Annotated in this window: 25 protein-coding genes; 9 read left to right on the top strand and 16 right to left on the bottom strand. The window is 59.5% G+C overall.

The window, feature by feature from the left end:
* Nucleotides 1-141 precede the first annotated feature (141 nt).
* Entirely contained in the window at nucleotides 142-1407 is a 1266-nt protein-coding gene (locus A1WC_RS02315) for a 4-aminobutyrate--2-oxoglutarate transaminase (protein ID WP_016161915.1), read from the bottom strand.
* Between the two features lie 118 nt (nucleotides 1408-1525).
* Here A1WC_RS02315 and A1WC_RS02310 point away from each other — a divergent pair, with 118 nt between their 5' ends.
* Nucleotides 1526-3049 (top strand): PLP-dependent aminotransferase family protein, encoded by a 1524-nt coding sequence (locus A1WC_RS02310; RefSeq protein ID WP_016161916.1) that lies wholly within the window; start codon nucleotides 1526-1528, stop codon nucleotides 3047-3049.
* Nucleotides 3050-3101: 52 nt separating this feature from the next.
* Here A1WC_RS02310 and rpoH read toward each other — a convergent pair whose 3' ends face one another.
* The 4 genes from rpoH to ftsY form a co-directional block, all read right to left on the bottom strand.
* Nucleotides 3102-3956 (bottom strand): RNA polymerase sigma factor RpoH, encoded by an 855-nt coding sequence (gene rpoH / locus A1WC_RS02305; RefSeq protein WP_002920815.1) that lies wholly within the window; start codon nucleotides 3954-3956, stop codon nucleotides 3102-3104.
* Between the two features lie 269 nt (nucleotides 3957-4225).
* Complete coding sequence (gene ftsX, locus A1WC_RS02300) at nucleotides 4226-5281, bottom strand: permease-like cell division protein FtsX (RefSeq protein ID WP_008806965.1); 1056 nt, start codon at nucleotides 5279-5281, stop codon at nucleotides 4226-4228.
* Nucleotides 5274-5942 carry a cell division ATP-binding protein FtsE gene (ftsE, locus tag A1WC_RS02295; protein ID WP_008806964.1) on the bottom strand — a complete coding sequence of 223 codons (669 nt, stop codon included), beginning with the start codon at nucleotides 5940-5942 and terminating at the stop codon, nucleotides 5274-5276. Before ftsE ends, ftsX begins: the two co-directional genes overlap by 8 nt.
* 2 nt (nucleotides 5943-5944) lie before the next feature.
* A complete protein-coding gene (ftsY, locus tag A1WC_RS02290) occupies nucleotides 5945-7468 on the bottom strand; it encodes a signal recognition particle-docking protein FtsY (protein WP_016161917.1) in 1524 nt (507 codons plus the stop codon).
* A 183-nt stretch (nucleotides 7469-7651) separates the two neighbouring features.
* Here ftsY and rsmD point away from each other — a divergent pair, with 183 nt between their 5' ends.
* Together rsmD and A1WC_RS02280 are read left to right on the top strand one after the other, a co-directional pair.
* Nucleotides 7652-8248, top strand: coding sequence for a 16S rRNA (guanine(966)-N(2))-methyltransferase (gene rsmD, locus A1WC_RS02285; protein ID WP_002920820.1), 597 nt, complete (start codon nucleotides 7652-7654; stop codon nucleotides 8246-8248).
* The gene (locus A1WC_RS02280) at nucleotides 8238-8513 is read left to right on the top strand and encodes a DUF1145 family protein (protein WP_002920822.1); all 276 of its coding nucleotides are present in this window, start codon (nucleotides 8238-8240) and stop codon (nucleotides 8511-8513) included. Before rsmD ends, A1WC_RS02280 begins: the two co-directional genes overlap by 11 nt.
* 13 nt (nucleotides 8514-8526) lie before the next feature.
* On the opposite strand, the gene A1WC_RS02275 is transcribed toward A1WC_RS02280, so the two are convergent.
* The gene (locus A1WC_RS02275) at nucleotides 8527-8877 is read right to left on the bottom strand and encodes a DUF2500 domain-containing protein (protein WP_004173989.1); all 351 of its coding nucleotides are present in this window, start codon (nucleotides 8875-8877) and stop codon (nucleotides 8527-8529) included.
* Between the two features lie 150 nt (nucleotides 8878-9027).
* On the opposite strand from A1WC_RS02275, the gene A1WC_RS02270 reads away from it, so the two are divergent.
* Nucleotides 9028-9654 carry a lysoplasmalogenase gene (locus A1WC_RS02270; RefSeq protein ID WP_004173987.1) on the top strand — a complete coding sequence of 209 codons (627 nt, stop codon included), beginning with the start codon at nucleotides 9028-9030 and terminating at the stop codon, nucleotides 9652-9654.
* Between the two features lie 78 nt (nucleotides 9655-9732).
* On the top strand, nucleotides 9733-11949 hold the full coding sequence (zntA, locus tag A1WC_RS02265; protein WP_016161918.1) for a Zn(II)/Cd(II)/Pb(II) translocating P-type ATPase ZntA: 2217 nt from the start codon (nucleotides 9733-9735) through the stop codon (nucleotides 11947-11949).
* Nucleotides 11950-12052: 103 nt separating this feature from the next.
* Here zntA and tusA read toward each other — a convergent pair whose 3' ends face one another.
* Complete coding sequence (tusA, locus tag A1WC_RS02260; protein WP_002920858.1) at nucleotides 12053-12298, bottom strand: sulfurtransferase TusA; 246 nt, start codon at nucleotides 12296-12298, stop codon at nucleotides 12053-12055.
* A 206-nt stretch (nucleotides 12299-12504) separates the two neighbouring features.
* On the opposite strand from tusA, the gene A1WC_RS02255 reads away from it, so the two are divergent.
* Together A1WC_RS02255 and A1WC_RS02250 are read left to right on the top strand one after the other, a co-directional pair.
* Nucleotides 12505-13170: a 7-cyano-7-deazaguanine/7-aminomethyl-7-deazaguanine transporter gene (locus tag A1WC_RS02255; protein WP_008806961.1), complete on the top strand. Its 666-nt coding sequence runs from the start codon at nucleotides 12505-12507 to the stop codon at nucleotides 13168-13170.
* Nucleotides 13171-13243: 73 nt separating this feature from the next.
* Nucleotides 13244-13801, top strand: a complete 558-nt coding sequence (locus A1WC_RS02250) for a DcrB family lipoprotein (protein ID WP_012540380.1) — start codon at nucleotides 13244-13246, stop codon at nucleotides 13799-13801.
* On the opposite strand, the gene A1WC_RS02245 is transcribed toward A1WC_RS02250, so the two are convergent.
* Nucleotides 13802-15022, bottom strand: a complete 1221-nt coding sequence (locus A1WC_RS02245) for an MFS transporter (protein WP_016161919.1) — start codon at nucleotides 15020-15022, stop codon at nucleotides 13802-13804.
* Between the two features lie 133 nt (nucleotides 15023-15155).
* On the opposite strand from A1WC_RS02245, the gene A1WC_RS02240 reads away from it, so the two are divergent.
* The gene (locus A1WC_RS02240; RefSeq protein WP_008806958.1) at nucleotides 15156-16205 is read left to right on the top strand and encodes an AI-2E family transporter; all 1050 of its coding nucleotides are present in this window, start codon (nucleotides 15156-15158) and stop codon (nucleotides 16203-16205) included.
* Here the strand turns inward: A1WC_RS02240 and arnF are convergent.
* From arnF to A1WC_RS02200, 8 genes are all read right to left on the bottom strand, one after another.
* Nucleotides 16202-16582 (bottom strand): 4-amino-4-deoxy-L-arabinose-phosphoundecaprenol flippase subunit ArnF, encoded by a 381-nt coding sequence (gene arnF, locus A1WC_RS02235; protein ID WP_008806957.1) that lies wholly within the window; start codon nucleotides 16580-16582, stop codon nucleotides 16202-16204. The two genes, A1WC_RS02240 and arnF, sit on opposite strands and share 4 nt — an antisense overlap.
* Nucleotides 16582-16920 (bottom strand): 4-amino-4-deoxy-L-arabinose-phosphoundecaprenol flippase subunit ArnE, encoded by a 339-nt coding sequence (arnE, locus tag A1WC_RS02230; protein WP_008806956.1) that lies wholly within the window; start codon nucleotides 16918-16920, stop codon nucleotides 16582-16584. Before arnE ends, arnF begins: the two co-directional genes overlap by 1 nt.
* On the bottom strand, nucleotides 16917-18572 hold the full coding sequence (gene arnT / locus A1WC_RS02225) for a lipid IV(A) 4-amino-4-deoxy-L-arabinosyltransferase (RefSeq protein WP_016161920.1): 1656 nt from the start codon (nucleotides 18570-18572) through the stop codon (nucleotides 16917-16919). The genes arnE and arnT overlap by 4 nt, the downstream gene beginning before the upstream one ends.
* Nucleotides 18572-19474 (bottom strand): 4-deoxy-4-formamido-L-arabinose-phosphoundecaprenol deformylase, encoded by a 903-nt coding sequence (gene arnD / locus A1WC_RS02220; RefSeq protein WP_008806954.1) that lies wholly within the window; start codon nucleotides 19472-19474, stop codon nucleotides 18572-18574. Before arnD ends, arnT begins: the two co-directional genes overlap by 1 nt.
* A complete protein-coding gene (gene arnA / locus A1WC_RS02215) occupies nucleotides 19471-21456 on the bottom strand; it encodes a bifunctional UDP-4-amino-4-deoxy-L-arabinose formyltransferase/UDP-glucuronic acid oxidase ArnA (protein ID WP_008806953.1) in 1986 nt (661 codons plus the stop codon). The genes arnD and arnA overlap by 4 nt, the downstream gene beginning before the upstream one ends.
* Nucleotides 21453-22436, bottom strand: coding sequence for an undecaprenyl-phosphate 4-deoxy-4-formamido-L-arabinose transferase (arnC, locus tag A1WC_RS02210; RefSeq protein WP_008806952.1), 984 nt, complete (start codon nucleotides 22434-22436; stop codon nucleotides 21453-21455). The genes arnA and arnC overlap by 4 nt, the downstream gene beginning before the upstream one ends.
* Before the next feature lies 1 nt (nucleotide 22437).
* Complete coding sequence (arnB, locus tag A1WC_RS02205; RefSeq protein WP_016161921.1) at nucleotides 22438-23577, bottom strand: UDP-4-amino-4-deoxy-L-arabinose aminotransferase; 1140 nt, start codon at nucleotides 23575-23577, stop codon at nucleotides 22438-22440.
* A 396-nt stretch (nucleotides 23578-23973) separates the two neighbouring features.
* A complete protein-coding gene (locus A1WC_RS02200) occupies nucleotides 23974-24480 on the bottom strand; it encodes a phenolic acid decarboxylase (RefSeq protein WP_012540376.1) in 507 nt (168 codons plus the stop codon).
* A gap of 97 nt (nucleotides 24481-24577) precedes the next feature.
* Between A1WC_RS02200 and A1WC_RS02195 the strand changes: the two genes are divergently transcribed.
* Nucleotides 24578-25438, top strand: a complete 861-nt coding sequence (locus A1WC_RS02195; RefSeq protein ID WP_016161922.1) for a LysR family transcriptional regulator — start codon at nucleotides 24578-24580, stop codon at nucleotides 25436-25438.
* Nucleotides 25439-25511: the final 73 nt, after the last annotated feature.

Raw genomic sequence — 25511 nt, forward strand, 5'->3', positions numbered from 1 at the left:
TTCCGTTTTACTCCGGCGGTTTTTACCGCCGGAAAAAAGGTGATATCAGGGTGATAAACCACTCACGCTGAGCATGAACAGCTGGCTGCGGCGTCCTGTTTCTGTTCGGCTTCCCTGCCGCCGCAGCCCGCCGGGGAGACGTTAGCTCTTCAGGATGCGCGCCAGAATATCCAGCGCTTTCGAGAACTGGGCGTCGGGGATAGTCAACGGATACAGGAAGCGGATCACGTTGCCGTAGACGCCACAGCTCAGCAGCAGCAGGCCGTTTTCCTGCGCTTTCTGTTGCACAAGGCGGGTGAACTCCGGCGACGGCTCGCCAGTTTGCGGATCGTTAAACTCCACCGCCACCATCGACCCCCGGCCACGGACATCCACGATCGCCGGGCAGGTAGCGCGCGCCTGGTTGAGCACTTCCTGCAGATGGCTACCCAACTGCTCAGCGCGCTGGCACAGCTGTTCTTCGGCAATGACATCCAGCACCGCGTGCGCCGCGGCCACCGCCAGCGGGTTACCGGCATAGGTTCCGCCCAGCCCGCCTGGGGCTGGCGCATCCATCACCTCGGCGCGACCGACAACGCCCGACAGCGGGAAACCGCCGGCGAGGCTTTTCGCCATCGTCATCAGATCCGGTTTCACCTGATAGTGCTGCATAGCGAACAGCTTGCCGGTGCGGGCGAAACCGGTCTGCACTTCATCAGCGATCAGCAGAATACCGTGGGTATCGCACAGATCGCGCAGCGCCTGCATAAAATCGGCCGGCGCGACGTTAAAGCCGCCTTCCCCCTGGATCGGCTCGAGGATGATGGCCGCTACCTGGTCCGGCGCAATATCCGCTTTGAAAATGCGCTCCAGGCTTTTCAGCGCATCCGCGGTGGTCACGCCGTGCGCCTCATTGGGATAAACGCCGTGATAGACCGATCCCGGGAACGGCCCGAAGCCGATTTTGTAAGGAGCAACCTTACCGGTGAGGGCCATGGTCATAAAGGTACGGCCGTGGAAGCCGCCGCCGAAAGTAATCAGTCCAGGGCGGCCGGTGTAAGCGCGGGCAATTTTCACTGCGTTCTCAACCGCTTCCGCGCCGGTGGTGAAGAAAGCCGTTTTTGCCGGCCCGTCAATTGGCGCCAGATCGTTGATACGCTCCGCCAGCGAAACATAGCTTTCGTACGGCACAATCTGATAGGCGGTGTGGGTGAACGCCTGCAGCTGATCGGCGACCGCGGCGACCACTTTCGGATGACGGTGACCGGTATTTAACACGGCGATCCCGGCGGCGAAATCGATCACCTCATTGCCTTCGATATCCCACAGCGTGGCGTTTTCCGCCTTCTCGACAAAGTAGTTACACATTACGCCTACGCCGCGCGGCGTCGCCTGCTGGCGACGTTGATTCAGTTCTGAGCTTTTCACCTGCGAATCTCCTGTCGTGTATGTCACGTTATCGCAACAAATTAGAAACGATGTCGTTTATTTACACAGGAGTTGGCCCTATAATCGAGTACCAATTTAGAATATCTGAGGGATCCAATTGCGTTCGCTGGTGGGTGACCTGGTGCTGGTCCGTCTGCAGGAAGAGCGGGATCCTCTTCTGCACAAACGCTTATATAACGCGCTGCGCCGCGCGATCCTCGATGGTTCGCTGGCGCCGCAAAGCCGCCTGCCGCCGTCGCGCGATCTGGCGGGTGAACTCGGCGTATCAAGAAACACCATATTAACAACTTATGAACAATTACTGGCGGAAGGATATGTGGTTTCCCGCCGGGGAAGTGGAACATTCGTTGCCCAAACCGCCCCTGAGAGCTCATTGACGGCTAAAGGTCAGCAAGAAAACAGCAGTATCGCGGCACCGACGGCGCATCTTTCACGCCGAGGCCAACATCTGCTCGGCCAGGTCAGCGCCAGCCCGCGCCAGTGGGGGGCGTTTATACCCGGCGTGCCGGACGTTAACGCCTTTCCCCACCCGCTGTTCAGTAAGATCCAGGCCCGTATCAGCCGTCGGCCCAAGCCGGAGCGGCTCAGCTATAGCTGCAACGGTGGCACCCCGGAACTGCAGCAGGCGCTGGTGGATTATCTGCGCGTGTCGCGCGGCGTCCACTGTCAGGCAGATCAAATTCTTATCACCGAGGGGATCCACCAGGCGATCGATCTGGTCACCCGCATGCTGTGTGATAACGGCGATCTGGCGTGGGTGGAGGAGCCTTCCTATTGGGGGATCCGCCACGTGCTGGCGATGAACGACGTTCGGGTGGAACCCCTGACCGTCGATGCCAACGGCCTGTGCCCGCCGGAAACGGTTGACGACGCGCCGAGGCTCATCTTCGTTACGCCTTCCCACCAGTACCCGCTGGGCGCGGTGATGAGCCTTGAGCGCCGCCAGCGACTGCTGGCGCTCGCCCGTCAGCAGGGGAGCTGGATCGTCGAAGATGATTATGACAGTGAGTTTCGCTTTTCCGGCCAGCCGATCCCCGCCCTGCAGGGTCTGGTCCCCGATGCCCCGGTGGTCTATATCGGCACCTTCAGCAAAACGCTCTATCCCGGCCTGCGCCTGGGCTACGTGGTGATCCCTCGTCCGCTGGTCAGCGATCTGAAGCACGCCCATGCCGAGCTTTACCGCGGCGGCCATTCGCTGATCCAGATGGCGCTGGCGGAGTTTATTACCGCCGGCCACTATTCGGCCCATATCCGCCGTATGCGGTTGCTCTACAGCCGTCGCCGCGCCTTTTTAACTGAGCTTATCCAGCGGCACTGTATGCCGTACGCCCTGTCTGACTTCAGCGATAATGCCGGGCTGCATTTGATCCTCAATTTGCCCGCAGAGGCTGACGATGTGGCGATTGCCAAAGAGGCTAATGCGCGCCACATTCTGGTGCGGCCGCTGTCGCGCTACTACCTGACGGCGGCGCGGAAGAAAGGATTACTGATGGGATTCGCCAGCCAGCCCGAAGAGCAGATGGCGCCGGCGTTCAGCGTCTTACTCGGCTGCCTGCAGACGCACTGCCCGCAGATGCTCCTGCCCCGGGAGGACGCAGAAAAACAAAACGCCCCAACCTGAGGCGGGGCGTTATCGGGGAGCCTGATATCAGGTATCAGGCAGGCGTGGCGTATCAGGCTTCGATAGCGGCACGCAGTTTTTTCATGGCGTTCTTTTCCAGCTGACGCACACGCTCTGCGGAGACGCCGTAGCGGTCGGCCAGTTCCTGCAGCGTGGACTTGTTGTCTTCGTCCAGCCAGCGGGCGCGGATGATGTCCTGGCTACGCTCGTCCAGGCCCTGCATCGCGTCAGTCAGCTTATTCGCCGCCTGCTCTTCCCAGTTGTCGTCTTCGATGCCGTCGGCAAAGTTAGACGTTTTGTCCTGCAGATAAAGGACCGGCGCCATCGGCTGGCTGTCGGACTCATCGTCGGAAGACATGTCGAAGGTCATGTCCTGGGCCGCCATGCGGGATTCCATCTCGCGGACGTCTTTGCTCGACACGCCCAGCTCACGGGCCACCATTTCCACTTCATCCTGGTTGAACCAACCCAGACGCTGTTTGGTTTTACGCAGGTTAAAGAACAGCTTACGCTGTGCTTTGGTGGTAGCGACCTTCACAATACGCCAGTTACGCAGCACGTATTCGTGAATTTCAGCTTTAATCCAGTGCACGGCGAAGGAGACCAGGCGCACACCCACTTCCGGGTTGAAGCGACGCACGGCTTTCATCAGGCCGATATTGCCTTCCTGGATCAGATCCGCCTGCGGCAGGCCATAGCCCGAGTAGTTACGAGCAATGTGAACAACAAAGCGCAGGTGAGACAGAATCAGCTTTTTCGCTGCTTCCAGATCGCCCTGGTAATGCAGCTTTTCAGCAAGCTCCCGCTCTTCATCAGCCGACAGCATCGGCCAAGTGTTAGCGGCCCGGATGTACGATTCCAGGTTACCAACGGGGGCTAAAGCTAAAGTTTGCATTTCTTTGGTCATTCAAATCCTCTCAATTGATATCTTCTGACGCGTTCTTGTCCCCATCAGGCAACAAGCATGCCAGCATTCATGAGCAACGAGAATATCACTCACATTAGTATCAGACAGTGATTTTATCCACAAGTTCCATGCAACGGTGTGAATAAATTACGCACAAAATGTGACACCACGATGAACAAGTGAGGGCAGGAAAAGGAGAACAAGCTTGCGGTATCTTTCCCTGCGAACAGGAACTCATTGCAGCAGGGAAAGATTATATCACGCTTTTTTTAATCGGGAGTAAAGTGACGTAAATGTTGCACTGTCGCCAGCCAGGCGGCGACCCACCCGATCATCGAGCAGACAATCAGCATCAACAGGCACTCGTCGAAGCCCAGGCCGCTCAGCTCAAACTGGGTGCCGAACACTTTCGCCACTTCGGTCACTGCCGACGAGAGGCGCATCACCAGAATCTCCGACAGGATCAGCGATAAAAACGCGCCGGAGAAGCCCAGCATCGCCCCGCCGTAGAGGAACGGACGCAGGATAAAGCCGTCGGTGGCGCCGATCAGCTTCTGCACGTTAATGGTATCGCGGCGGGCAAAGATGCTCAGGCGCACGCTGTTGCCGATCACCAGGAACACCGCCGCCACCATCAGCACGCCGATCATCGCCGACACGCGGCCTACCAGCCCGGTAAGCGAGGAGAGACGGGCAAACCAGCTGTCGTCCATCCGCACCTCATCCACCCCCTGGATCCGCGATACCCGCTCGCGCAGGGTATTGAGCGCTTCCGTGCTCTGGAAATCCAGCTTCGGCACCACGATGGCGACCGCCGGTAGCGGGTTCTCTTCCAGCATATCCAGTGCGCCGCCAAAGCCTGACCAGTTACGGAATTCACCCAGCGCCTCGTCACGGGACAAATAGTTTACCTTGTCGACGCCCTGCTCCGCCTGCAGCTGGCCCACCACCCGCGCCGCGGCGTCGTCATCCAGCGTTTTTTCCAGATAAACGGTGATCTGCGGCGATGGATAATACTGTGACGCCGCGCTGCTGACGTTTTTGTAGACCATGTAGCAGACGCTTGGCAGGGTCAACGAAATGGCGATGACCATCACCGTCAGGAAGGTCGCCAGCGGCGTGCTTTTGAGATCCTGCAACGCGCCGTGCCAGGCATAGCGCACCTGTTCGTTGAACACGTTACTCTTACGCGAGGCCGGGTTAGGCGCCGCTTTCGGCCGTTTTGGCGCATTGCGCCCGCCGCCGCTGCCGCCCGCCGCGTTGCGCAGGCGATCGAACTTACTGCCGAACTGGCGAATCTGGTTCATTGCGTCGCGCTTATTCACCCCGAATGCCTCCATGCAGATGGCCGTCGCTGAGCGACAGCACGCGGTACGGACGACTGGAGATAAGCCCCAGATCGTGCGTCGCCATCAGTACCGTCACCCCAACGCGGTTAAACTCTTCAAACAGACGTAAAATCCCCTCCGAGAGCGCCTCGTCGAGGTTACCGGTCGGTTCATCCGCCAGCAGCACCGCCGGCTTGTTGACCACCGCGCGGGCTATACCGACGCGCTGCTGCTCACCGCCGGAGAGCTGAATCGGAAAGTTCTTCGCTTTGTCCAGCAGGCCGACCTTGTCCAGCGCCGCCGAGACGCGGCGACGAATGTCATCGCCGCTGGCGCCGGCGATAATCAGCGGGATCGCCACGTTGTCATACACGGTACGATCCATCAGCAAATGGTGATCCTGGAAAATCATGCCGATCTGGCGGCGCAGGAATGGCACCTCACGGCTCTTCAGGCGGCTGATTTCATGACCGCTGAAGAAAATTTTCCCGGCGCTGGGCCGTTCGATACCACAGATAAGCTTCAGCAGGGTACTCTTCCCTGCGCCGGAATGGCCGGTCAGAAACGCCATCTCGCCCGGCTGCAGGTGGAAGGTCACCCCCTGCAGCGCTTGTCTCCCACCGAGATAGGCTTTGCTGACTTGTTCAAAGCGAATCATTCTTAATCCTCTCGGGCAAAAAGTGCCTCAATAAAGTCGCCCGCATTAAACGGACGCAGATCCTCAATACGCTCGCCGACGCCAATATAGCGAATCGGAATGCCGAACTGATCGGCCACCGAGAAGATCACGCCGCCTTTGGCGGTGCCGTCCAGCTTGGTCAGGGTGATCCCGGTCAATCCTACCGCCTCATGGAACAGTTTGGCCTGGCTAATGGCATTCTGCCCGGTGCTGGCGTCAATAGTTAACATCACCTCATGCGGCGCGTCGACGTCCAGTTTTTTCATCACCCGGACAATCTTCTTCAGCTCTTCCATCAGGTGCGATTTATTCTGCAGACGCCCGGCGGTGTCGGCAATCAGTACGTCAACATGGCGCGCCTTCGCCGCCTGAATGGCGTCGAAAATCACCGAGGCGGAGTCCGCGCCAGTATGCTGGGCGATCACCGGGATATTGTTACGCTGACCCCAGACCTGCAGCTGTTCCACCGCCGCCGCGCGGAAGGTATCCCCCGCCGCCAGCATCACCGATTTACCCTGCTGCTCAAACTGACGCGCCAGCTTGCCGATGGTGGTGGTTTTCCCCACCCCGTTTACGCCGACCATCAAAATAACAAATGGCGTTTTGCCTTCAACGTTCAGCGGCTCATCCACTTTGGCGAGAATCTCGCCCATCTCTTCTTTCAGCAGGCCGTACAGCGCTTCCGCATCGCGCAGTTGCTTACGGCTGGCGCCTTCCGTCAGGTTGGTAATGATCTTGCGAGTGGTTTCCACCCCGACGTCGGCGATCAGCAGTTGCTCTTCCAGCTCTTCAAACAGATCATCGTCGATCTTCTTGCCGCGGAACAGGCTGATAAATCCGGAACCGAGATTTTCTTTTGTTTTCAGCAGGCTACGCTTGAGGCGGGCGAAAAAGCCTTCTTTCGTCGGTTTTTCCTGCTCCTGGGCCAGCGCTTCCACCGGCGCCTCGTCCTCGGGCTCCGGCACCACGACCGCCGCCTCTTCTGCCGCCTCGGCCGCCAGCGCCAGTGCTTCCAGCTCTTCATCGCTTAACGGGGCGTCCTCTTCAGGGACCTCCGTCTCCTGCGGCTCGGCGATAACGTCTGCCACAGGCTGCTCTGCTACGGCTTCCGCCACCACCGGTTCGGCGATCACCTCTTCCGCCAGCGGCTCAACCACCGCAGGCTGTTCAGACGGTTCGCTGACCGCGGGCTCCGGTTCAACAACAGGCGCTTCATCGGTCAGAGCAGGCGTTTCCACCCACTCTTTTTCCTGCACGCTGGCAGGCTCCGCGAGGTGCGCTTTTTCGCTTTCGACCACCGTCTCGGTCACTTCGACGACATCTTCGGCAAACGCCTCCGGGTCTGCTTTCGGCGCGCTCGGCTCAGCAGGGGTTTCCGCTACCGGCGTCTCATCGGCAACTGCTTGTTGTTCTTCTACTTTTTGTTCAGTCTCGGTTTCCTGTGCCTGTTCTTTCTGTCCAAAGCCCAGCCAGGAAAAGAAGCCACGTTTTTTCTCTTTTGCCATTTGCGACCACACTCCTCGCTGTTTTATTCATGGCGCAGCTTCATCAGAAGCTGAAAAAATGATGAAATTAGTCGGATAGTCTATCACTTAACTTAACTCGCAGCACCGCCCCCGGATTAAGGTTTCGTCAACCGCCGTCGATCGCTAGAATAGCAGGCCGGAAGTTGAGACTTGAGCAGAGAGATGAAAAAACCAAACCACGCGGGCAGCGGCCAGATCCGCATTATCGGTGGGCAATGGCGCGGCCGTAAATTACCGGTGCCGGAGAGCCCGGGCCTGCGGCCGACCACCGACCGGGTTCGCGAAACCCTTTTTAACTGGCTGGCGCCGTCCATCGTTGACGCGCACTGCCTCGACTGCTTTGCCGGCAGCGGCGCGCTGGGGCTGGAGGCGCTGTCCCGCTATGCGGCCAGCACCACGCTACTGGAGATGGAGCGCGGCGTAGCCCAGCAGTTGCAAAAAAATCTCGCCACCCTGAAAGCGGATCGCGGCAAGGTGATCACCACCAACACCCTCAGCTTCCTGAGCCAGCCGGGGACACCGCACCAGATCGTGTTCGTCGACCCGCCGTTCCGTCAGGGGCTGCTGGAGGAGACGCTACGTCTGCTGGAGACACAAGGCTGGCTGGCCGATGAGGCCCTGGTGTATGTCGAAAGCGAAGTCGAAAACGGTTTACCGCCGGTGCCAGCTAACTGGCAGCTGTATCGTGAAAAAGTGGCCGGACAGGTCGCCTACCGTCTTTACCAACGTGAGGCCCAAGGAGAGCACCATGCTGATTAATTTAGGCCGCCTGCTGATGCTGTGCGTCTGGGCCTTTCTGTTATTGAACCTGTTTCAGCCCTTCCCGAAGCCGCTGAATATCTTCGTCAACGTCGCGCTGATTTTCATGATCCTGATGCACGGGCTGCAGTTGACGCTGCTCAAGGCGACGCAGCCGAAAGAGGCGCCGCCGCTGAGCCGCTTTGAGCAAATCCGTATTTTTATCTTCGGCGTGTTTGAGCTCGTCGCCTGGCAGAAAAAACTGAAGGCGACGCTGAAAAAGTAGTCCTGAAAAGGGCTCAGGGGTCGGGCGTAAACGCCACGAACGCTGTGCCCTTATAACTCAACATCCCGCGATCGCCCACGCTCAGCGCATGATATTGCGGCGCGTCGAGGCGAAACACCACCTCCAGCCCACCGTTTTCGGGGCGAAAGCTCGCTTCATAGCGCATCTCACTGCCTGCGGGCGTCACCGTCTGCTGCCGCGAGCGCCGATCGTTAATCACTTTTTCCCGTTTATTGCTGACGATAACCCGCTTTTGTAGCAACGGCGCGGCGTCATTCGCCTGTTTCTCACGGCGCTGCTGGACATAGCGAAACGAAGCCGCCACCACAATCACCGCGACGACCAGAACAAAAAAGAGGGGCATTTTACTCATCAAGGTTACCCATAAAAAATATCAGGAATCAGCATACTGCGTCGGGAATAACATTGTCATCTGCTACGCCAAACCACTACACTGAGTTGTAGCATCACGCATCCGTAACTTTCTTTATGATAACAGATACAGGGACTTACTATGCTTTGGTCATTTATTGCTGTCTGTTTTTCCGCATGGCTTTATGTCGATGCATCCTATCGTGGGCCGGCCTGGCGACGTTGGGTATTTAAACCTGTCACCCTGATTCTGTTGCTGTTACTGGCCTGGCAGGCGCCGATGTTCAATGCCATCAGCTATCTGGTGCTGGCCGGCCTGTGCGCCTCGCTGCTCGGCGACGCCCTGACCCTGCTGCCGCGCCAGCGGGTGATGTACGCGGTGGGCGCTTTCTTCCTGTCACATCTGCTGTATACCATCTGGTTCGCCAGCCAGCTGACGCTGTCGTTCTTCTGGCCGCTGCCGCTGGTGCTGCTGGTATTCGGCGCCCTGCTGATGGCGGTGATCTGGAGTCGGCTGGAAGAGATGAAAATGCCGGTGCTGACCTTTATTGGAATGACGCTGGTGATGGTCTGGCTGGCCGGTGAGCTGTGGTTTGCCCGCCCCACCAACACCGCGCTGTCCGGTTTCGCCGGCGCGGCCTTGCTGCTGCTGAGTAATGCCGTGTGGCTGGTGAGCCACTATCGTCGCCGCTTCCGCGCCGATAACGCCATTGCCGCCGCGTTCTACTTTGCCGGCCACTTCCTGATCGTGCGCGCGCTATACCTGTAATTTAGTCCTTGACTCTGGAGTCGACTCCAGAGTGTATCCTACGGCTAATGAGAAAATTATCATTTCCCGGAGGGTGCCATGTCGACTCCAGACGCGCAGGATAAAAAAGTCCCACAATTCTCGTCATTCACCATGCGGCCAGCGACCGCGCCGGCGGAGAGCTGCTGTACAGATCACGCCTGCGCCACAGAATCCGCCCCTGCCGCCGAAGCGCTCAGCGACGCCCGCTATAGCTGGCAGGTTGATGGCATGGACTGCGCCGCCTGCGCCCGCAAGGTGGAAACCGCGGTTCGCCAGGTACCCGGCGTCAGTCAGGTCCAGGTGCTGTTCGCCACAGAAAAGCTGCTGGTTAACGCCGAGGGCGATATCCGCGCTCAGGTTGAGAACGCGGTCCGCCAGGCGGGCTATACGCTGCGCGATGCCGATGCCGATGCTCCCGCAGCAGAGAAAACCCGAGGGTCGCTGCTGCGCGACAATCTGCCGTTACTGACGCTGGTTATCATGATGGCCCTGAGCTGGGGGCTGGAGCAGGCCAACCACCCTGCCGGTCAGTTGGCCTTTATTGCCACCACCCTGGTTGGCCTGTGGCCGGTTGCTCGCCAGGCGCTGCGCCTGATCAAGAGCGGGAGCTGGTTTGCCATTGAAACGCTGATGAGCGTCGCCGCCATCGGGGCGCTGTTTATCGGCGCCACTGCGGAAGCGGCGATGGTCCTGCTGCTGTTCCTGATCGGCGAGCGTCTCGAAGGCTGGGCTGCCAGCCGCGCACGGCAGGGGGTGAGCGCGCTGATGGCGCTGAAGCCCGACACCGCCATCCGTCTGCGCAACGGTGTGCGGGAAACCGTCGCCCAGCGCGACCTGCGTCCCGGAGATGTGATTGAAGTGGCCGCCGGCGGGCGTCTGCCGGCGGATGGCCAGCTGCTGTCGCCGTTTGCCAGCTTTGATGAAAGCGCCCTGACCGGCGAGTCGGTGCCGGTGGAGCGTCAGGCCGGGGAACGAGTCGCGGCGGGCGCCACCAGCGTCGATCGCCTGGTGCAGCTTACCGTGATATCCGAACCGGGCGACAGCGCCATCGACCGCATCCTGAAGCTGATTGAAGAGGCAGAGGAACGTCGGGCGCCAATCGAGCGTTTTATCGATCGCTTCAGTCGGATCTACACCCCGGCCATTATGGTCGTAGCTTTGTTGGTCGCCATTGTCCCACCGCTGTTCTTCGCCAGTGCCTGGCTGCCGTGGATTTATAAAGGGCTGACGCTGCTGCTGATCGGCTGTCCGTGCGCGCTGGTCATCTCCACGCCGGCGGCCATCACCTCCGGCCTGGCGGTCGCCGCCCGCCGCGGGGCGCTAATCAAAGGCGGCGCGGCGCTGGAACAGCTGGGCCAGGTGCGGCAGGTGGCGTTCGATAAAACCGGCACTCTGACCGTCGGCCAGCCGCAGGTGACTTCGGTGATCGCCACGGCTGAGGTTGACGACAACGCGCTGCTGGCGCTGGCGGCGGCAGTGGAGCAAGGCTCCAGCCACCCGCTGGCGCAGGCCATCGTCCGTGAAGCACAGCGGCGTCAGCTGAGTATTCCGCTTGCCAGCGGCCAGCGGGCGCTGGCGGGCTCTGGTATCGAAGCCGAGGTGAACGGCAGCCGCATCTTGATCTGCGCCGCCAGCAAAGCCGCCCCGGCAGAGCATGAGGCGCAGATCCAGCAGCTGGAAAGCGCCGGGCAAACGGTAGTGCTGGTGATGCGCGGCGAGACGCTGCTCGGTATTCTGGCGCTGCGCGACACCCTGCGCGACGACGCGCGTCAGGCGGTGGATGCTCTGCATCAGTTGGGGGTTCAGGGGGTGATCCTTACCGGGGATAACCCGCGCGCCGCGGCAGCCATCGCCAGCGAACTGGGGCTGGAATTCCGCGCCGGTCTGCTGCCGGCGGACAAAGTGAAAGCCGTCATGGCGCTGAATGCCGATGCGCCGCTGGCGATGGTCGGGGACGGAATCAACGACGCCCCGGCGATGAAAGCGGCCACCATCGGCATCGCCATGGGCAGCGGCACCGATGTGGCGCTGGAGACGGCCGACGCCGCGCTGACCCATAACCGTCTGACCGGCCTGGCGCAGATAATTTCCCTGGCGCGCGCCACCCATGCCAATATTCGCCAGAACATCGCGATTGCCTTAGGGCTGAAGGGGATTTTCCTCGTCACCACCCTGCTTGGCCTGACCGGGTTGTGGCTGGCGGTGCTGGCGGATACCGGCGCCACCGTGCTGGTAACGGCTAACGCGCTGCGGTTATTGCGTAAGAAGTTGTAGCATAGATACCGGCTTCCCTGCTCGCGCTGCGCTTAGCAGGGCTACGGTTCCAGACCGTCGGGTAGCCCGGATAAGGCGCTACGCGCCGCCATCCGGGAAAAGCTCAGTGGCTTTTGCGGATCAGATAGCGGTACGGCAGGGCTTCGGTTTCCTGGGCCACCAGCTCATGCTCCATAAAGCGGCAGAATCCCGGGATATCGCGGGTGGTGGCCGGATCGTCAGCAATAATCAGCAGCGTCTCGCCGACCGGCATCGTCCGCACGGTTTTACGCACCATCATGACCGGCTCCGGGCAGCGGAGCCCCAGGGCATCCAGGGTATGGTCAGGAGTGGAGAAAAGTTCGCTCATTTTAGTCTCACGTTAACAAAACGGCCCTAGTTTACCCCCAGTTCGCCAGTACGCAAGCCAGGTTAACGTTTGCGCGAAAAACAACCATTGCATTACGCCGACAACGCAGTATCATGCAGCCGTTTTTTATTGGGTTCCCTCACCCCAACGTTCCGCTGCCGATTGCTCCTTAACCTGAAGCATGACGGGCATAAAAAGGTCACAATATGAATCCGTTTACTACCGTACAGCGCAAAAAAGCGCTCGTCTGGCTTTCGCTATTTCATCTGCTGGTCATCACCTCCAGCAACTATCTGGTTCAGCTGCCGATCTCCATTTTTGGTTTCCATACCACCTGGGGCGCGTTTAGTTTTCCGTTTATCTTTCTCGCCACCGATCTGACGGTACGCATTTTTGGCGCACCGCTGGCGCGACGCATCATTTTCGCGGTGATGGTCCCGGCGCTGGTTATCTCTTACGGCATCTCTGCGCTGTTCTACATGGGCGAGTGGCAGGGCTTTGCCGCGCTGGGCACCTTTAATCTCTTCGTCGCGCGCATCGCCATCGCCAGCTTTATGGCCTATGCGCTGGGGCAGATCCTCGACGTCCACGTCTTCAACCGCCTGCGGCAGAGTCGCCACTGGTGGCTGGCCCCCACCGCCTCGACGCTGTTCGGCAACATCAGCGATACCGTCGCGTTCTTCTTTATCGCTTTCTGGCGCAGCCCGGACCCGTTTATGGCCGCCCACTGGGGGGAAATCGCCCTCGTCGACTACAGCTTTAAAGTGCTTATCAGCATTATTTTCTTCCTGCCGATGTACGGCGTGCTGTTAAATATGCTGTTGAAAAGACTGGCGGATAAATCTGATTTGTCGGCATTACAGCCGAGTTAAAGGTACTCGCGGGCCGATGTGTTAAGATAGCCGGATGAGCCATTAGTGGCCGTTTATCGAAAGGAAGATGTCAATGCGCAATTTGGTTAAATATGTCGGTATTGGCCTGCTGGTAATGGGGCTTGCCGCCTGCGATAACAGCGATTCAAAAGCGCCAACCGTTGGCGCAGCAGCGGAGAGCAATGCCAGCGGCCAGGCAATCAGCCTGCTGGATGGCAAACTGAGCTTCACCCTGCCTGCGGGCATGGCCGACCAGAGCGGCAAACTGGGTACCCAGGCGAACAACATGCACGTCTACTCTGACGCTACCGGCCAGAAAGCGGTCATCGTCATCGTCGGCGACAGCACCAATGAAGATCTGGCGGTACTGGCGAAACGACTGGAAGATCAGCAGCGTAGCCGCGACCCGCAGTTGCAGGTGGTGAGCAATAAATCGCTGGAGATGAAAGGCCATACCCTGCAGCAGCTGGACAGCATCATCTCTGCCAAGGGGCAGACCGCCTGGTCTTCCGTGATCCTCGGCAAAGTGGATGACAAACTGCTGACCCTGCAGGTGACCCTGCCGGCGGACAACCAGCAGCAGGCGCAGACCGAAGCAGAAAGCATCATCAACACCCTCACCATCCAGTAATTACTGGCCTGGTGCGATGGCCTCCGGTTCGCTAACCGGGGGCCGTTTTTTTAGCCGCCAGCCCAACAGCAGCGCCGCCATCACCAGCCCAGCCGCGGCGAGATAAATCATCGAGATCCCGGTCCACGCCATCAGCAATCCGGCCAGCGGCCCGGTGACCCCCAACGACAAATCCATAAACACGGTATAGGTCGCCAGCGCCGACCCCTGATTGTGCTGCGGCACCGCTTTGACCGCCACCACCCCCAGCGCCGGGAAGACCAGCGAGAACCCCGCCCCGGTAAGGAAGGTACCGATTTTCGCCAGCAACGGCGTATCGGCAAAGCCGACCAGCAGTAGTCCGATAATCTCCACGCTAAAGCAGAGCATCGCCACGTTCAGTCCACCGAGGCGATTAATGCCGTTAGGAAATAGCAGCCGCGTGCCAACGAACGCGCAACTAAATAACGTCAGAGCGAAAGCCGCGCCGTCCCAGCCTTTGGCGTCATAAAACAGCGTGATAAAGGTGGCGATCACCCCGAAGCCGGCGGAGGCCAGCGCCAGCGCCATACCGTAGGGCCAGACCCGGCCAAGCACCGCGCGAAACGACATCGCTTTACCTTTGGTAGCCTTCACCGCCGCGCGGGGCAGCGCACAGAGGATCGCCACCAGCGCCACCGTCATAATGACTACCGCCAGGCCGCAGAGGCCAATGTGTGAATAGCACAGCACGCCGAGCGGCGCGCCCATCGCCATCGCCCCGTAGGTCACAATCCCGTTCCACGAGATCACCCGCCCGATATGCAGCGAACCGACCACGCCGACGCCCCACAGCGTCGAGCCGGTGCCGGCGAAGCTCTGGCCGATACCAAGGATCACCCGTCCAAGGCATAACAGCAGCAGGCTAACCAGAGGCCAGCCGCTGCTCCAGGCCGCCAACAGATAGCTCAAACCGCTCAAAAAACAGCCGCAGAGACCGAAGACGACAATCTTTTTAGGCCCCAGCAGGTCGGCATAGCGCCCGGCATGCGGGCGGCTGAGCAGCGTGGCGAAATATTGCAGACTAATCACCAGCCCGGCCCAGAAAGCGCTAAAGCCCATGACATCATGCACATAGCCGGGCAGCACCGCCAGCGGCAGGCCGATGGTGAGATAGCTGGCAAAGTTAAAGATAACGACAGAGACAATCCGCAGATTGAGGCGCAGTCCATTGAGCGCCGGCTCGGCGACGGGTTCGGGCATCAGGTTCCACCAGATTTCGACAATCAGCTTTCACTATTACCACGCTGTCGGCGGAAAAGCAGCCCTCCTTTCAGAATATTGGCAGTCGGCGAACCGCTACACTTATCTGGCGCGACTCATAAAAGGAATCCCTATGTCCTCTCCGCAGGCTGATAAAGCCGGGCTCCATATTTTACTTAAGCTGGCAGCGTTAGTGATTATCCTCGCCGGGATCCACGCCGCCGCCGATATTCTGGTGCAGCTGCTGCTGGCGCTGTTTTTCGCTATTGTTCTCAACCCGCTGGTCACCTGGTTCATTCGCCGCGGGGTGCGGCGTCCGTTCGCCATTACCCTGGTGGTGACGGCGATGTTGGTGATGCTCACCGCGCTGCTTGGCGTACTGGCGGCGTCGCTCAATGACTTTGTCGCCATGCTCCCCGATTTCAACCGCGCCCTGACGCGCAAGATCCTCCAGCTCCAGGAGTATCTCCCCTTCCTTAATCTGCATATCAATCCGGAGCGCATGCTGCGGCGCATGGATTCAGAACGGCTGATGACCTGGGCCACGACGCTAATGACCCAGCTTTCCGGGGCGATGGCCAGCATCGTGCTGCTGGTGATGACGGTGATCTTTATGCTGTTTGAGGTTCGCCACCTGCCCTACAAACTGCGTTTTGCCCTCAATAACCCGCGCCTGCATATCGCCGGATTGCACCGGGCGCTGAAAGGCGTCACCCATTATCTGGCGCTGAAGACGCTGATTAGCCTGTGGACCGGGCTGATTGTCTGGCTGGGGCTGCTGGCGATGGGGGTACAGTTCGCCCTGATGTGGGGAGTGCTGGCGTTTCTGCTGAACTATGTGCCGAACATTGGCTCCGCTATCTCCGCTATCCCCCCGATGCTGCAGGCGCTGCTGTTTAGCGGCATTTATGAGTGCCTGTTGGTCGGGGCGCTGTTTCTGGTGGTGCATATGGTGCTGGGCAACATGGTGGAGCCGCGCATGATGGGCCATCGGCTGGGAATGTCGACCCTGGTGGTGTTCCTGTCGTTGCTGGTCTGGGGCTGGCTGCTGGGGCCGGTGGGGATGCTGCTCTCGGTACCGTTAACCAGCGTCTGTAAAATCTGGATGGAGACCACCGTCGGAGGCAGCAAGCTGGCGATCCTGCTCGGCCCGGGCCGTCCCAAAAGCCGGCTCCCCGGCTAGCGGCGTTTGACCGGCCAGAAGATGGTCAACACGCCGGCGACAATGATCGTCACGCCCAGCAGCGATTGCCAGTAGAACGGCTCATGCCAGCCGGGCAGCCAGATGGCGGCAGCCCACACGAGGATATAGCTCAGGCTCAGCAGGGCATACGCTTTCGACAGCGGCAGGCGATGCAGGGCAAAGTACCAGCAGACCATCGACAGCAGGTAGCCCAGCAGGCCGAAAAACAGGCCGAAGGTCCCGGGCTGGAAATGCAGCAGATGCTGGAGAAATGCCACAATATCGGTCAGCGGCGGCAAGGCCACCATGGCGCTGCGCAGCAGCAACTGCGCGGCGCTGACGAGGCCGACGCTGAATAATGCCCAGAGAAAGCCCATCAGACGCTGGTCCCCAGAATGACAATGCCCACGACGATCAACCCGACGCCAAGCCAGTGACGGCGAGCGACCGGCTCATGCCAGATGCCCCAGCCCGCGAGGGTAACCCAGACGAAATTCAGGCTCAGCATCGGATAGGCGATGCTGACCGGAATAGACTGCAGCACGCTCAGCCACAGCAGCATGCCGCAGCCCAGGCATAACAGCGCCATCCCCAGCCAGAAGAGTATATGGCGACTCCGCCGTCCGCGACGGGACGGGCGGGTCGCCTGTTTCTGGCAGAGTTGCCCGGCGCAGCTCAGCAGGCTGGCGAACACCAGACAGATCCAGACGCTCATTGCGGCAGATACTGAAGGAAGACCACCCGACCCAGCTCGTAGGCGTTATCTGGCTTCGGTAACGGTAAGTCAACCATACTCTCTCCTTTATCCATCAACAGCACCAGCGAGACCGGCCCCTGCTGACGGTGCGTGGCCAGCCAGTCGGCAAAACCGGCCTGGCTGACAAAGCTTCCCTGAGCATCCGGCCAGTCGAGACCGTACTTCAGCTCACCCTGTTTGTCGAACATAATAATATCGCTGCGCTTCAGCTCCCAGGCCAGGCCGCCGGCGATCCCAACGTTGTTGGTCAGGACGTAACGGCTGGGCTGCAGGGATTCACTGACGATATCCACGAGGAACTGCGGCTGTTTGCTGTCGATAACCCGGTCCGGGATGGCGAAGCCCACCAGCAGCGCCAGGCCGAGCGGACAGAGCGCGGCGAGGCTCCAGCGGCGGCACGGGTTTTTCATCGCCAGCCAGCCCATCAGCGCCCAGACGGCGAAGGCGATCGCCGCCAGCAGACATTTATACAGCTCAATCTTGGTCCACACCGGCTTGTGCATCACGCCCCAGGGTGAGACCACCAGCACGGCGATCAGCCCCAGCAGGCCAACGCCCAGGTTGATCATCCCGTTGATGCGCAGCGCTTTTGCGCCGGTCTTTGCGGCCTCCAGCGCGTAGCGGGCCATCAGAATCGACAGCGGCGCAAAGCACGGCAGGATATAGGTCGGCAGTTTGCCTTTGGCGATACTGAAGAACAGGAACGGCATCGCCACCCAACCCAGCAGATACAGCGCGCCGCGAGCCTCATCGCGCTCAAGCCAGCCGCGCTTCAGCGCCCCCGGCAGCAGAGCCAGCCACGGCAGGCTGCCGGCGATCAGGAACGGAATGTAGTACCAGAACGGCGCTTTGTGCTGGGCATCTTTTTCGGCAAAACGCTGAATATGCTCGACCCAGAAGAAGTAGCGCCAGAAGTCCGGCTCGCGCTGGGCGATAGCCAGCCCCCAGGGCAGCACCACCAGCGTACAGACGATCACCGCCAGCCAGCCGTAGGTCAGCACTTCACGCCAGCGTTTACGGGCGATCACCCACGGCAGCACGCCCACCACCGGCACCGCCAGCGCCAGGAAGCCCTTGGTCATCACCCCCATACCGCAAGCGACGCCCAGCAGCGCGTAGCCCAGTATTTTGCCGCTGCGGCTCTGCGCCTGCGCCGCGCCCCAGAAGCTGCACATCGCCAGTGCCAGCCACAGGGTGATCATCGGGTCCAGCACCGCATAGGTGCCAATCGCATACACCAGCATCGCGGTAAGGAAAATCACCGGCGACAGGACAGCCACCTTTTTGTCGCGAAAGACGCGCCACGCCAGCCAGGCCACCAGCAGGGCAGTCATGGTGATAGCGAAGACCGACCCAAAGCGTACGCCGAAGTTATTATGGCCAAACAGCCACTGACCGATACTGTTGATCCAGTAACCGGCAATCGGCTTTTCGAAGTAGCGCAATCCGAGAAAATGCGGCACCACCCAGTCACCGGTGGCCAGCATTTCACGGCTGATCTCCGCATAGCGGGTTTCATCGGGTTGCCAGAGCAAACGAAAATTAAGCGGCAGCAGGTAATACAGCGCAAACAGCGCAATCAGAGAGACGCCATAGCGAATGCTTTTCATCAAACACCCGAAGTCAGTAATTGTTCACGTCCGAGCCAGCCTTCCCGGCCAGCCAGTTCACCCCGAACCACTTTGCCAGACGGCAGCTCGCTAAAGTCAGCGGGCAGCAGCTGGCTCAGTGGGCAAAACTGAATTTCCTCTTCCGCCGCCATGGTCAGCAGTTCATTGAACTGATCGGCGTAAGCAATACCTTCCACTTCGGCGTGAATGGTATAGACCGGCACGCCCGGGTCGCGATGGATGCAGTCGAGCAGGTAGCGGTTAAAGCCGGCGATATCGACCGCCGTGCCCACCGCCTCATCCCAGGTCGGCAGCGTGACCGGGATCTGCACCGTACCAAACGTGCCGCTACCGAGCTGGGGCAGGAACGGCCGCGTGCCGCGACAGTCGCTGTTGTAGAGAAAATCGAAGGATTCTTTGGCTTTGACCACCCGCTGATCGGCGCGCCAGCCGGCGACAGCCGAACAGGTGACCGGCCGGCCGATGATGCGTTCCAGTTCGAGCAGGCCGCGCTCAACCTCCAGCGCCAGCCGTTCCTGCGGCCAGACGCCGCTCCACGCCTGCCAGCTGTAGTGATCCCAGGCGTGCAGCCCGACTTCATGAGACTCGGCGGCCGCGCGGATCACCGCTTCGTTCCCCGCGCCGATGCGGCGTCCCGGCCACGCGGTGCCAGCCAGCAGAATATCCCAGCCGTACAGCGAAGCCGCTCTGGAACGCAGCATCTTCCACAGAAACTTCGGTTTTACCAGGCGCCACAGATGGCGCCCCATATTGTCCGGCCCGACGCTGAAGAAGAAGCTTGCCTGGATCCCGTGCTGGCCCAGCAGGTCCAGCAGCCGCGGAACGCCGTCCCGCGTTCCGCGAAAGGTATCGACATCTATGCGTAAGCCGACCTGTTTCATGGATTTTTATCGTCCACCAGTTCAACTGTACGCAGGAAGAAGTCCAGCGTGTGTTCGACCGTTTCTTCCATCTCCACCTTCGGTTCCCAGTTCAGGCAGCGTTTGGCGTTGCGAATGCTCGGCTTACGATGCTCAACGTCCTGGTAGCCCTTCCCGTAGTAATCGCTGCTTTCCACTTCACGGAAGCCGGCAAACGGCGGGAAGCGATCGCGCAGCGGATGGCGTTCGAAGCAGGCGAGCAGCATTTCGGCCAGCTCTTTGATGCTCGCTTCGTTTTCCGGGTTGCCGATGTTGATGATCTGCCCGTCGCAGCGGCCGTCTTTGTTCTCGATGATGCGGAACAGCGCTTCGATACCGTCGCTGATATCGGTGAAGCAGCGCTTCTGCTTGCCGCCCTCGATGAGCTTGATCGGCGACCCTTCCACCAGGTTGAGGATCAGCTGGGTGATGGCGCGGGAACTACCGATACGCGCGGCGTTGAGGTTATCCAGGCGCGGTCCCATCCAGTTGAACGGACGGAACAGGGTGAACTTAAGATCGTACTTATCGCCGTAGGCCCAAATCACGCGGTCCAGCAGCTGTTTAGAAACCGAGTAGATCCAACGCTGTTTGTTGATCGGCCCGACCACCAGATTGGAGGTATCTTCGTCGAAGTTTTTGTCGGTGCACATGCCGTACACTTCAGAGGTCGACGGGAAGATGATGCGCTTATTGTATTTCACGCAATCGCGGATGATCTTCAGGTTCTCTTCGAAATCCAGCTCGAACACGCGCAGCGGGTTGCGGGTGTATTCGATAGGGGTGGCGATGGCCACCAGCGGCAACACCACGTCGCATTTCTTAATGTGATACTCGATCCACTCGGAGTGAATGCTGATATCGCCTTCCACGAAGTGGAAACGCGGGCTCTCAAGGAAACGGCTGATGGCGTCGGAGCCGATATCCAGGCCGTAAATTTCATAGTTGTCGTCCTGCAGCAGGCGCTCGGTCAAATGGTTACCGATAAAGCCATTGACGCCAAGGATCAGCACGCGGGTGCGACGCTTAATCGCCACCACCGGTTTGCTGCTGATCACCGCCCCGGACACCAGGCCCAGCGCCTGCGCCAGCTGAGCGCCCTGCATGTACACACCGCGTTCGGTCTGGCCGGTGACAATTTCCAGCGCCCCGTCCTGGCACGCCACGATCAGCGGCGCAACGGAGATAACGGTACCCGGTTTGGCTGCCGGCAGATCGTGGCGGACGCGGGATTTCCAGACGATAAACTTGTTCGCGCCAGCGTAGCCGAAGGCGCCCGGCCACGGATCCGAGACGGCACGCACCAGATTGTGCAGGGTCTGCGCCGGCTGCTCCCAGTCGAGGCGGCCATCCTCCGGGGTACGACGCCCCACGTAGGTCGCCTGGCTGTGATCCTGCGGGCGCTCTGCGGTTTTTCCTTCAAGGATCGCCGGCAACGCCTGGCCCAGCAGCTCAGTGGCGGCGGCGCACAGCTTACGATGCAGCGTCAGGGCCGCGTCATCCGGGCCAATCGCCACGGTTTGCTGGGCGACGATATCGCCGGCATCCGCGCGGTTCACCATGCGGTGCAGGGTGACGCCGGTTTCGCTTTCGCCATTGACCAGCACCCAGTTCAGCGGCGCACGGCCACGATATTTCGGCAGCAGCGAACCGTGCAGGTTGAACGCCCCTTTCGGCGCCAGATTGAGGATCTCATCGCCCAGCAGGTTGCGGTAGTAGAAGGAGAACAGCACGTCCGGCTTCATCTCGCGGATACGCTCAATCCACAGCGGATGGTTCACGTCTTCCGGCGCCCACACTGGAATGCCCTGCTCGGCGGCAAGGCGCGCCACGGAGCCAAAGAAATGGTTTTCGCCAGGGTTATCCGGGTGGGTGAAAATAGCAGCGATATCATACCCGGCGTCCAGCAGGGACTGGATACCGGTGCAGCCCATATCGTGATAAGCGAAGACTACGGCTTTCATGAACGATCTTCCTCTTTAGATGCCGTTTCCGGCTGGCGAACAACACGTTGAATAAAGTAGCGGGGACGAGCGCGAACGTCGTTATAGATGCGTCCGATATACTCGCCGAGCAGGCCCATACCGATAAACTGGGCGCCGATGAACATAAACAGCACGGCGAAGAGCATGAACACCCCTTCCGCCGCCCACTGCGGGCCAAAGGCCAGGCGCAGCACCACCAGCAGCAGGCCGAAGGCGAAGCCCAGCAGGGCAATCACGCTGCCGAAAATGCTGAGCAGACGCAGCGGCGTGGTGGTCAGACAGGTCACCAGGTCGTACATCAGGTTGATCAGGCGCATGAAGCTGTATTTGGAGTCGCCGAATTCGCGCTCGGCATGCATCACCGGGATCTCGACCGCGCGACGGGCGAAGGTATTCGCCAGGATCGGGATAAAGGTGCTGCGCTCGTGGCAGTTGAGCATCGCGTCGATAATATGGCGGCGGTAAGCGCGCAGCATGCAGCCGTAGTCGCCCATCGCTTTGCCGGTGGTGCGCTGGATCAGGCGGTTGATCATCTTCGAGGCGCTTTTGCGGAAGATGCTGTCCTGACGGTTCTGGCGGACGGTGCCCACCACGTCGTAGCCTTCATCAGCCTTCTCTACTAACCGCGGAATTTCCTCCGGTGGGTTTTGCAGATCGGCATCAAGGGTAATAATCAGATCGCCCGTCACATGGCTAAAGCCGGCCATGATCGCCGAGTGCTGGCCGTAGTTACGGTTTAACAGCACGGCGACGACGTGACTGCCTTCCGCCTCGGCGGCTTCGGTCAGCATGCGCGCGGAATCGTCGCTGCTGCCATCGTCGATCAGCAGAATTTCATATTGCCGCCCCAGCGTGGCGCAGGCGGTATCCGTACGACGAAGCAGTTCCGGCAGACTATCCTGTTCGTTATAAACCGGGATAACCACCGAGACCTTCTTCACGGGAGGGTAAGTAAGCATATCAACGTCCTGACAGCTGGCGCAGTGCGGAAATGACGCGAGTGACATCGTCATCGGTCATGTCCGGGAACAACGGGAGAGAACAGATGCGGGCGCTGTTCCATTCGGTATTTGGCAGGGAAACCTCAGGGAAGCGCTCGCGGTAATATTTTTGCGTATGAGCCGCACGGAAATGCAGACCCGTGCCGATACCCATCGCCTTCAGCTTTTCCATCAGCGCGTCGCGGCTGATGCCGCATGCGGCCTCATCGACGCGGATGATAAACAAGTGCCAGGCGTGCTGGTGATCCCATGCCGGGACGGTCAGCGGTTTAAACGACGTGTCCGCCAGCTCGCGCAGGTAGCGCTGGGCAATCTCGGTCCGGCGCTGATTGGCGTGGCTCAGTTTTTCCAGTTGGACCAGCGCCAGAGCGGCGTTGATATCGGCAAGGTTGTACTTGAAGCCCGGGGTGATCACCTCCGCCTGCGGCGCGCGGCCGTGGGTCTGACGATCATAGGCGTCCACGCCCAGACCATGGAATTTCAGACTGCGGATACGGGAGGCCAGCTCGTCGTCGTCGGTGACAATCAGCCCGCCTTCGGCGCAGGTCATGTTCTTGATCGCGTGGAACGAGAAAATGGCGGTCCCCTGCCAGCCAATGTGGCGGCCTTTATAATGGGTACCCGCCGCATGGGCGGCATCTTCAATCACCGGAATGCCGTGGCGCTCGCCCACCGCGCGAATGGCGTCGATGTCGGCTGGCGCGCCCGCGTAGTGCACGGGAATTATCGCTTTGGTACGCGAAGTGATCGCCGCTTCCACCGCGTAAGGGGTAATCATCAGATTGTCGTTATCGACATCGATCATCACCGGCGTAGCGCCCAGCAGGCAGATCATATTGAGAGTGGAGACCCAGGTCTGGGAAGGCGTAATGACTTCATCGCCGGGGCCAATACCCAGCGCCATCAGGGTCACATGCATCCCGCCGGTCGCTGAACTGACGGCAATCGCGTGGCGGTTGCCGGTCAGCTGGCAGAATGCCGCTTCGAGTGCCTGATTCTTCGGTCCGGTGGTGATCCAGCCCGACGCTAAAACTTCACGCAGCGCAGCCAGCTCTGCGTCGCCCATCGACGGGCGCGAAAACGGCAAAAAATCGCTCATCATCATCCTGTTCTGTAGTTGACCCACGCACAAATCAGGGTCGTTAGAATAAAATATCCTGCGCCTGCGGACTTAAACGAAATTAAAATGAAGTGAGTTCAGCGCGGCATTCCATTTCAGGGTATTTCGACCACTATTAATGTAGTCGACCTTGCTTAGGATAATATTAAGAAATTAATATTTTCTCAGAATAAGTAATAACTCATTACTAAACAGTATGATAGGAATTTTTTATGGCAGGGGTATGACAGGAAAGCGTTCCTGTTAAGCGGCAAGAAACAGGAACGCAATAGCAAAAAGTAAACGGGAATTAAACCAATACACAATACTTTAATTAGCGATCGTCACGCTTAATGACAAAATGTTAGCGCAGATCACAAAGTTATTTCTGCTGAATTACAAGTTTGCAGGAAAATCCGCAGGTAATTCGCTCGCCGGGCAATTAATGACCTCGTCATTATCGGCGCCACAGTCGCGAATGAAGGTGATAGTGGCGAACTCGTCAATCACTTCCGTTGGATAGGCCGGGCCGGCATCACGGTACGAATTCATCAGCGGAATATGGTCGTTCTGGAAGCAGACGGTTTTTTCCGGGTTATTCATGATCCAGCGCGGGAAGAAAATGGTGCCGTGGAACAGTTTGTCGCCCAGGTTGACGATCAGGCTGACGTCGGTGCCGGTCGGTTCGGTCCAGGAGATTTTGTAGATACTTTCCCCCACCCGCACGATGTACGCTTCCTGATCTTTCACCCAGCGATTGCCGACGATGCCGCTGTGAATACGGTAGTCGAGGGTGTGGCCATTTTTGACGTAAATCTCGTAGTTCCAGCCGTTGTCGTAGGTATAGACCAGATGTTTACCGATAAAGCCGCTGAGGTCATGTTTGTCGAAAGTGCTCATCATTTATTCTCCTCTGTTTTGTTGAGGACAGCATACGTCTTTAAAAAATGAATGAATAACGCTATGTTTGGATTAAATACATCCAAATTTTAGATTGATTATGCACAAGACAACCCTGGAGCAGTGGGCGTTACTCGAAAAGGTAGTGGAATTGGGGAGCTTTGCCAGAGCGGCGGAGGAGACCAACCGCAGTCAGTCTTCGGTGAGCTATAACCTCGCGCTGCTGCAGGAGCGCTTAGGCGTGGCGCTGCTGGCGCCGTCCGGCCGGCGGGCGGTGCTGACCCCGGCCGGCGAACTGCTGCTGAATCAGGTCAAACCGCTGCTGCAGGCCTTCGCCTACGTCGAGACCCACGCCGCCACCTTACGCAACGGGGCGCGCACCCGCCTGGATCTGGTGGTCGACAGCATTTTCCCGCGCCAGCGGCTGTTCGCGATTTTACGCCAGTTCCAGCAGCGCTATCCGCAGACCCAGGTCAGACTCACCGAAGTGCTGGAAAACGTTGATGACGAGAGCGCGGCGCGGACGGAAGCTGATGTGATGGTGCTGACCCGCCGCCAGGATATTACCGGCCGTGGAGAGTGGCTGATGAATATTGATTTTATCGCCGTCGCCCACCGCGACCACCCTCTCGCCACGCTCGACGGGCCGCTGGAGGACAGCACGCTGGCGCCGTGGTCGCTGGTGCGCATTGCCGATCAGACCGGCGATGGTCAGGCGACGCGTGACGCCTGGACCTTCTCCACCATTGACGCCGCCATTGATGCGGTGATGTATCAGGTCGGGTTCGGCTGGCTGCCGGAAGAGCGCATTCGTTCCCATCTCGACCAGGGCGTGCTGAAGCGGCTGCCCCTCAGCCACGGCGCGCGCCGCGCGACGCCGCTGCACCTGATCGTTAAGCGGGACCTGGCGCCGATCGACGAGCAGGTAGCCACGCTGCTGGGCTTATTCCGGGCGCCCTGAGAAGCGCAGGCGGTGTTTACCGCCCGCGTGTAATGATACGATTTTCTTATACTTTCCGGCGCAATATTGATCC

The organism is Klebsiella sp. KTE92, from assembly GCF_000398905.1.
Taxonomy (GTDB): Bacteria; Pseudomonadota; Gammaproteobacteria; order Enterobacterales; family Enterobacteriaceae; genus Klebsiella; species Klebsiella variicola.